A 6,001-nucleotide genomic window follows, 5' to 3' on the forward strand; every position below is an offset into this window, starting at 1 on the left:
ACTCTAGGTATAGATACATTTTTTAAAAGAATAAAACCGCAGATTAACTCCGTAAATTTTAATAAATTTAGCTTTTAACTTTATCTGTTGATTCTCTAATAATTAATTGCGCTTCTAATGTTTCTTGATGCAAAGGTATTTTTTCATCTTGTTCAGTGAACTGTTCGATTAATTTACTTATGGCTGTGTAAGTCATTTTTTCGACTGGTTGAGCTATTGTTGTTAACCCAGGCCATATATGACGGGCAATTGGTGCGTTATCAAAACCTGCAATAGATATTTGCTCAGGTACTTTCAAAGAAAGCTGTGAAGCAACTTTTAAAACCGCAGCAGCCATATAATCGTTTGACGCAAATACTGCTGATGGTTTTTTAGATAAATTAAATATTTTACGAGCACTATCTTCACCAGAGTGATAACTAAAATTACCTTCATCTACTAATTCAGGTTTAAATTCAATATTATTCTTTTTCAGTGCTTTTAAATAACCAGAGAACCTTAATGTAGTAGAGCTATGATCAGGATGACCTTTGATGAATGCAATATCTTTATGACCTAAAGAAATTAAAAGTTCTGTAATTTCAAAAGCGGCTTGCTCGTCATTACTACGCACTGAAATAGAGTCATCATCCAATGTACCTGGGGCAACCCTCGCATAAGGAATGTTTTTACTTTTTAAAAATTCTAGTATATCTTTTTGATCAGAGAAAGGCGGTGTTAAAACCAAACCATCTAAACGCGTTCTACGGATTAAAGCATCTATATTATCGAGTAAAGCTTGACCTCTTAATTCACAAGGGTGAATTAGTAAATTGTAATTTTTTTCATGGCACGCCAAAAGCGCACCAGTTTGAACACGAGTGATGTAACTTTTACTAGGATTATCATAGATACAACCAATGATAAAACTTCTGTTATGGGCCAATCCACGTGCAATCGGATTAGGTCTATAATCCAAATCTTTAAATGCTTGTTGTACTTTTTCTCGAGTTGCAGTACTCACATTTGGTTCTTCATTTAATACTCGGGATACTGTTTTTTTAGATACACCAGCATATTTTGCAACACTGTTTATCGTTGCTTTACTCATTGAATTCTCTTTTAAAAAATTTAATCATGTTTATCGATTTACGATACAAGCCGCAGCGCCAATTAAAGGTATATTATCTTGCACCACTAAAGTAACCGGAATATCTTGTACAAAATTAGTCATGATGCCTTTTTTTATAAAATTATCAGAAAATTTACTATCTAATAACACCTGTTTCATTCTAGGTAAAATGCCACCGCCTATAAATACACCACCTCTGGCACCAAAAGTTAAGGCAAGATCTCCAGCAACACAACCTAGCCAAGAGCAAAATTCTTCTAGTGTTTGAATACAAATTTCACAACTACCATCAAGTGCTTTTTGTGTAATTTGTGCAGGGTCTAAATTTTCAGCATTTATTTGATTAACCTGAGCCATTGCTTTATATAAACGTGTTAAGCCAATACCTGAAAATACAGTTTCAACTGACACATGCTCATGCTCAGTTTTCAATTGTGCTAATAATTCAAATTGTAATGGTGTAACCGCAGCTAAACTAATATGACCGGCTTCACAGCTTAATACTGCTTGGTGATCATTATTGATAACCAATGCTGCAGCACCAAAACCGGTTCCAGGTCCAATTACTGCGATATTTTCTTGTCCTGAACATAGGCCTGATTTAATTGAAACATTATCATTTTTATCTAGATAAGGTGACGCATATGCAAAAGCGGCAAAATCATTTATCACGCTTAATTTTTCAAAGTTAAACGCTTGTTTAATATCACTTACGACAAAATTCCAACCTAAATTAGTCAATCTAACTGACTCACCTTTTATTGGCCCTGCAACAGCTAAACACGCATATTTAGGCGCGAAAGATGATACAAATTCAAGATAATGCGTTAATACACTTTCGAGACAAGAATAATTTTCACTCGGATAGGTTTGAGATTGCTCAATCTTAAATTTCATTGTGCTTTTGTCAAACTCAGTAACTAAAGCAAATCGTGCATTTGTCCCGCCAATATCAGCTACAACAATAGGTTCAAATGTATTGTCGTGATGCATATTATTCTCTCTTTAATATATTTATTTGAAAAATCTAATGTGGTTAACCACAGTTAAAAGCCTTATCTCTCGATAGTTGATGGTTATTTATACATACTTTTAAATTTTTGTTTATATCTTTTAAAAGCAATGTAAACTAAGCCACAAAATCTCTTAACAATATCATACCTCCATTGTGACACCGGTGTCATGCCCTTTTTAATATAAAAAAGGCTAAACTTTAAAAATAATGTAATATTAAGTTGAAAAAACATTTATTCTACTGTTAGAAAAATATGTATAAAACGCTCACGGGAATAATAATGAAAGGCAAAGCAACATCATTTGATATCGCACATTATGCAGGAGTATCACAATCAACAGTTTCTCGCGCTTTGCGTAATAGCCCGTTAGTTAATGAGGAAACGCGTGAAAAAGTTCATAAAGTCGCCAAAGAACTTAATTATAAAGTTGATAAAAACGCCAGTAATTTACGCACACAACAAAGTAGTACATTGGCTTTATTATTATTTGAAGACCCTACAAAGGACGATTCTCAAATAAACCCTTTTTTTCTTGCTATGTTAGGCTCTATTACCAGAGCCTGTGCCAATGTCGGATATGACTTACTGATTTCATTTCAGCAATCAAGTAAAGATTGGCATGCTGATTATGAAGATAGCCATAGAGCCGATGGTATAATATTACTCGGTTATGGCGACTTTATTGATTACCAAGAAAAGTTAGATAAACTGATGGCGCAAGGCACTAAGTTTGTCTGTTGGGGTGCAAAAGTAGTGCAAAGCCCTAACCTATCCATCAGTTGTGATAATTATCATGGCGGCCAGTTAGCAGCAAAACATTTGATTAATATTAAACGTACAAGTTGCGCATTTATTGGTGATGCATCAGAGCACAGCCCTGAATTTTTTGCCCGTTTTAATGGGTTTAATGATGAATTTAAAAAACATCAATTCGAAATGGATTCTAGAAAAATTGCCAATGCAATCTCTACTGATGATTCAGGGTTTCATGCTACGAAATATTTGATCAGCAACAATATAAAATTTGATGCGTTATTTGCCGCCAGTGACTTGATTGCTATTGGCGCCATAAAAGCGTTAACTGAAGCTGGTATAAAAGTACCTGAGGATGTTTCTGTGATAGGTTTTGACGACATTCCTATTGCCAGTTTCACTAACCCCCCTTTAACAACGGTTCAGCAAAATACATCTAAAGCTGGTGAAATGTTAGTGACAAATTTACTTAGGTTGATTAATGGTGAAGAAATTGAACTCAATTCATTGTTGCCAGAACTGATAGTTCGCGGCTCAACTTTATAAAACCAGATAAATCTGAGGAAATCTGGTTTTATTAACTTTAAAACAACTTATAACTGGGCTTGATACCTTTTAAGCCCACTTTCTAAGTCTTCTAATAAATCTTCAACATCTTCAAGACCAACATGCAAACGAATTAATGTTCCTTTATCCCAGCCGGTTGCAGAACGTAAATGTTTAATTGAAAGGTTTGCAGTGATCAAACTCTCAAAACCACCCCATGAGAATCCCATTTTGAAATGATGCATTCCATCGAGCATAGCCGTAATTGCTTTTTGATTACCGTTTTTCATAACAAACGAAAATAAACCATTGCTTCCAGAAAAATCTCGTTTAAAAAATTCATGCCCTGGGCAAGATTCAAAAGCAGGATGACGAATATGATCAACTAATGGATGATTTTCAAGCCATTTAGCAACCTTTATCGCACTCGTTTCATGTTGTTTTAATCTTACTGGCATTGTTCTTAAACCACGAAGTGCTAAATATGCGTCATCAGGTGAAGTACATTGTCCTAATAAATAAGAATGCTCTCTTAATTGCTCCCAATATTTTTCATTTGCAACCGCAACCCCCATCATAACATCTGAATGACCAACTATATACTTAGTTGCTGCTTGAATTGAAATATCGACTCCAAAATCAAGAGGCTTGTAATGAAAGCCATTACCCCAAGTATTATCTAACATGACAACCATATCATGTTTATGTGCAATATCAGTCAATGTTGGTACATTTTGGATTTCCATGGTTAATGAGCCTGGTGACTCTAAAAATAAGATACTGGTATTTTCTTGAATTAAAGCCTCAATTCCTTCACCTATCATAGGATCATAATAAGTTATTTGAACTCCCATATTTTTTAGAATTTTGTCACAAAAATCCCTGGTAGGTTCATAAGCATTATCAACCATTAATATATGATCGCCCGTTTTAACAAAAGACAAAATCGTTTGCGTGATCGCTGCAGTACCACACGGGTATAAAGCACAGCCAGCACCATTTTCTAATTGGGTAATCGCATCTTGAAATGCAAAGTGAGTTGTTGTGCCGCGACGGCCATAAAATAATGTTTCATTAGCACGATTTTTAACTGCATGTTGCATCTCTGCAACTGAATCAAATACCACTGTTGATGCTCTTTGAACAACCGGATTTACAACACCTTGAGTAAATTCTTTTTTTCTCCCTGCGGCAACAATTTTTGTTTCATTTTTCATTTTTATTTGGTCCATATTATTTATATATTATTGTGACATTTAAAAATTTTACTTAAAAGCTGTAACAACAATATTAAGCTAATTCAGGTGAATTTATCCAGCAATCTATTAGAAAACGTGAAATAGAATCTTTTCTCGGTAATTTAAAACCTTCACTTTCATCACCCCAATTTGTAAACTGCTTTAACTGCGCTCTAGTAAACCAATTAGCTTGCTCTAGTTCATCTTGATCCACCTCAATAGTACTGCTCACTGCTGTTGAAATAAAACCTAACATAATTGAGGAGGGAAAAGGCCATGGCTGTGACCCGATATATTTTACATTTTCGACTTCAATTCCCGACTCTTCAAACACTTCTCTTTGTACCGCTTTTTCAAGCGTCTCACCTGGATCGACAAATCCAGCCAAAGTCGAGAATACACCTTTAGGCCAGCTTGCTTGTCGCCCTAATAAACAACGCTCTATGCCATCCGAAAAAGTTTTCTGTACTAACATGATCACTGCAGGATCTGTTCTAGGAAATGTTTGATGTAAACAATTTTGATTGGTACAAGTTCGGCTATGTCCTGCTTCAACGAGTTTATTAACTGTACCGCACCGACCACAAAATTTATGTGTTCTATGCCAATAACACAAAGCACGCCCTAATATCAAAATTGACGCTAATTGATTTTCAATACTGGGGCCAAATTGTCTAATATCATAAAATTCACCCAATTGGTTCGCTTTATTCAATACTTGCTCATTGAGGTTTGTGAGATCTAAAACAAAATATGAAACCTCTCCCTCTAAGCCAATAAAAATGGCTTCTGAAAGTAACTGTTTATCTATTTTTAGATTTAATAAAGCGGCTAATGTTAAAAATACAGGTTCATTTTTTTGAGTACAAAATAAGTTTTTATCTTCAAACATCACTAACCATTGACTGTTATATTTTTTTTTATCTTCTAGCCAAGCAGTATCTTTTCGATAGTTAGAAGCACGATCTAAGTTCATTTCACAATATTTTAGCATCATCATCTCTTACATCATTCTTATTTTGATAGTTTTCAGCCCAAGTTTGTGACCAATCCCCCATAGGTTTAATTAAATTAGCAAGCATTTTTGCTTGATGAGTGAGCCCATAGCCTAATGATGTTCTTTCAACAATATCCAGCTGTATTAATTCCTTTAACCTATTATTTAATAATGTAGGAGAGATATCTTCGCACCTTTTTTGCAATTCTCTAAAGGTGGCATCACCAAAACTTAATTGCCATACAATACCTAAGCTCCATGTACGACCTAATAAATCAAAAAGGGCCATTATCGGTTTACCTGTTTTTGACCCTCTCATACCAATCAGATTATTTAAACA

At 34.7% G+C, this 6,001-nt stretch carries 6 protein-coding genes; 1 reads left to right on the plus strand and 5 read right to left on the minus strand.

Annotation, left to right across the window (positions count from 1 at the left end):
• Positions 1 to 67 precede the first annotated feature (67 nt).
• Positions 68 to 1,090, minus strand: coding sequence for a LacI family DNA-binding transcriptional regulator (locus CJF42_RS20540; protein ID WP_095368462.1), 1,023 nt, complete (start codon positions 1,088 to 1,090; stop codon positions 68 to 70).
• Between the two features lie 30 nt (positions 1,091 to 1,120).
• A complete protein-coding gene (gene glk, locus CJF42_RS20545) occupies positions 1,121 to 2,104 on the minus strand; it encodes a glucokinase (protein WP_095368463.1) in 984 nt (327 codons plus the stop codon).
• Positions 2,105 to 2,406: 302 nt separating this feature from the next.
• Here glk and CJF42_RS20550 point away from each other — a divergent pair, with 302 nt between their 5' ends.
• A complete protein-coding gene (locus CJF42_RS20550; protein ID WP_095368464.1) occupies positions 2,407 to 3,426 on the plus strand; it encodes a LacI family DNA-binding transcriptional regulator in 1,020 nt (339 codons plus the stop codon).
• A gap of 47 nt (positions 3,427 to 3,473) precedes the next feature.
• Here the strand turns inward: CJF42_RS20550 and CJF42_RS20555 are convergent, their stop codons facing one another.
• From CJF42_RS20555 to CJF42_RS20565, 3 genes are all read right to left on the minus strand, one after another.
• Positions 3,474 to 4,643 carry a cystathionine beta-lyase gene (locus CJF42_RS20555; RefSeq protein ID WP_095368465.1) on the minus strand — a complete coding sequence of 390 codons (1,170 nt, stop codon included), beginning with the start codon at positions 4,641 to 4,643 and terminating at the stop codon, positions 3,474 to 3,476.
• Positions 4,644 to 4,716: 73 nt separating this feature from the next.
• Positions 4,717 to 5,658, minus strand: a complete 942-nt coding sequence (nudC, locus tag CJF42_RS20560; protein ID WP_095368466.1) for an NAD(+) diphosphatase — start codon at positions 5,656 to 5,658, stop codon at positions 4,717 to 4,719.
• Positions 5,642 to 5,980, minus strand: coding sequence for a winged helix-turn-helix transcriptional regulator (locus CJF42_RS20565; RefSeq protein ID WP_252097683.1), 339 nt, complete (start codon positions 5,978 to 5,980; stop codon positions 5,642 to 5,644). The genes nudC and CJF42_RS20565 overlap by 17 nt, the downstream gene beginning before the upstream one ends.
• Positions 5,981 to 6,001: the final 21 nt, after the last annotated feature.

Source organism: Pseudoalteromonas sp. NBT06-2, from assembly GCF_002276045.1.
In the GTDB taxonomy this organism is placed as follows: domain Bacteria; phylum Pseudomonadota; class Gammaproteobacteria; order Enterobacterales; family Alteromonadaceae; genus Pseudoalteromonas.